The 1,714-nt window shown below is 71.4% G+C and carries 1 protein-coding gene; it reads right to left on the bottom strand.

Translation table 11 applies throughout. The features are described from left to right. Positions 1 to 1,628 (bottom strand): condensation domain-containing protein (locus AB0H82_RS36380; protein ID WP_362999828.1); only part of this gene is annotated, 1,628 nt, incomplete at its 3' end. Positions 1,629 to 1,714: the final 86 nt, after the last annotated feature.

The following is a 1,714-nucleotide window of genomic DNA, read 5'->3' as shown; positions in this document are numbered from 1 at the left end:
CCCGCGTCCACCGGCACGAACACACCACCCGCAAGCGACACCGCGAGCAGCGACACCACCAGCTCCGTCGACCGCTCACCCACCACGGCCACCCGCACCTCCGGGCCCACCCCCACACCCATCAAGTACCGGGCAAGACGGCTCACCCGGCCACCCACCTCGCCATAGGCGAGCCGCTGTTCACCCGACACCAAAGCCACCGCGCCCGGGGACGCCGCCACCTGCCGGCCGAACTGTTCGGGCGCCAACGCGTCCGGGACCGGGGACGCCGTGTCGTTCCAGTGCTCGACGACGCGGATGCGTTCGGCGGGCGTCAGGACGTCGATCTCGCTGAGGCGGAGACAGGGATCGGCCGCGACCTGTTCGAGTACGTGGGCCAGGCGCTCCGCCAGGGCCCGCGCGGTGCGGTCGTCGAAGAGGTCGGTCGCGTAGAGGATCTCGCCGTCGAGGCCGGCGGGCGCGCCGCGCTCGTCGCGCCGCTCGACCATGGACACCGCCAGGTCGAAGCGGGCGGACAGTTCGGGGGGCAGCGGTGCCGGTCGGACGTCGACGCCGGGGAGCTCCCAGGCGACTTCGGGGATGTTCTGGAGGGCGAGCATCACCTGGAAGAGCGGGTTGCGGGAGAGCGAGCGGGCCGGGTTCAGCTCTTCGACCAGGCGCTCGAAGGGGACGTCCTGGTGGGCGTACGCCGCCAGATCCGCGGCCCGCACCCGCTCAAGAAGCTCGGCGAAGGTCGGATCACCGCTCACGTCCGTGCGCAGGACGAGGGTGTTGACGAAGAAGCCGGCCAGCTCCTCCAGCGCCGCGTCCCCGCGGCCCGCGATCGGCGTGCCCAGCGGGATGTCGTTGCCCGCTCCCAGGCGGGACAGCAGCAGCGCCACCGCCGCGTGCACCACCATGAACATCGTCGCCCGGCCCTGCCCGGCCACCTCCACCAGCCGGCCGTGCGTGAACGCGTCCGCCGCCACCGGCACCAACCGCCCCTTGAACGACGGCACCCCAGGCCGCGCCCGGTCCACCGGCAACACCAACTCCTGCGGAACACCACGCAACGCATCACGCCAGAAGGCGAGTTGACCACTCAGCACACTCGCCGGGTCGTCCAACTCCCCCAACACCTCGCGCTGCCACAGCGCGTAATCCGCGTACTGCACCGGCAACGCATCCCAGCCCGGCACCCGGCCCTCGCACCGCGCCGCATACGCCACCTCCAGATCCCGCGCCAGCACACCCATCGACCAGCCGTCCACCGCCACGTGATGCGCCACCACCGACAACACGTACTCACCCGCACCCACGACCACCAGGCAGACCCGCCACGGCAGATCCGTACGGAGGTCGAAGCCGGTGGCCAGCTGTCCGGCGAGGGTCCGGTCGAGGTCGGCCTCGTCGACGCGAACCACGATCAGCGGCGGACGCCCCGCATCGCCGTGCCTGACCTCCTGATGCGGAACACCGTCGACGTCGGGCAGGACGGTACGCAGGCTCTCGTGGCGGTCGGCCACGTCACCCAGCGCGGCCTCCAGCGCGGCCACATCCAGCACACCCGAGATCCGCAACGCCAACGGCAAGTTGTACGCAGACGACGCACCCGGAACCGTCTCCTCAAGCCGGTTCAGAAACCACATCCGCTGCTGCGCGAACGACAACGGCACCACATCCGGCCGCACCCACGGCCGCAACTCCAACCGCCCCTCCCCCGCCATACCGGCCC

The sequence above is a fragment of the Streptomyces sp. NPDC050732 genome, assembly GCF_040654255.1.
Classification (GTDB): Bacteria; Actinomycetota; Actinomycetes; order Streptomycetales; family Streptomycetaceae; genus Streptomyces.
Note: the sequence above shows the minus strand (reverse complement) of the source record. Positions and strands in the feature narration are given on the sequence as shown.